1 protein-coding gene is annotated in these 552 nt (G+C 32.1%); it reads right to left on the bottom strand.

Annotation, left to right across the window (positions count from 1 at the left end):
* Positions 1-51 precede the first annotated feature (51 nt).
* Positions 52-405: a hypothetical protein gene (locus ACF8GB_RS00040; protein ID WP_212624627.1), complete on the bottom strand. Its 354-nt coding sequence runs from the start codon at positions 403-405 to the stop codon at positions 52-54.
* Positions 406-552 lie beyond the last annotated feature (147 nt).

Here is a 552-nt window from a genome sequence, read left to right as displayed (position 1 = left end):
AGAAAGCAAAAACGCCCAAAAAAGGCGTTGATTGGCTTTGGTGATAGGTCTTCAAAGCATTTTTTTGAATTGTTCTGTCATTTGGCTATCGACATATTCTTTATATTTTTCTGCTAACGATTTAGCAAGACAGTCAAGATTTCTTGAAAGTTTGTTTTTGTTATTACCGCTGAATTTTATAGACTTTGATAATTCAGTGATATTGATTGACTGATTGAATAGTTCTTTACAGAGCTTTTTCGCAAGTGTTTGCGTTAAAATTTTATTCTCTTGCTCATTGATATAAACAAGAATGTCGATTTTAAAACTCTGTAATGCTCTTCTCAATGCTTGAGTTTGCTCACCGCCCTTTCTGCCATTTGCAGATAATGCTGATTTTTGTGCGTCCGAAAGTGTGTTAATCATAATAGTTATTTTGTTATAAGACTATTGTAACATATTGCTTTGGTAATATATGATTAAAGAAAGAACTCACGCTTACAGCGTCAAGGATTAGAGTTAATTAGTCATTTCTTTATAAAATAGTCAAAAAAATGGCTGGGCTTTTGATTT

The sequence above is a fragment of the Pseudomonas sp. xss_4 genome (assembly GCF_043104125.1).
GTDB lineage: Bacteria > Pseudomonadota > Gammaproteobacteria > Pseudomonadales > Pseudomonadaceae > Aquipseudomonas > Aquipseudomonas parafulva_B.
This window is presented reverse-complemented; position numbering and strand designations above follow the sequence as displayed.

What these genes read in the sequence shown, in the direction of transcription:
- ACF8GB_RS00040 (WP_212624627.1), bottom strand. Translation starts at nt 405, where the DNA reads ATGATTAACACACTTTCGGACGCACAAAAATCAGCATTATCTGCAAAT.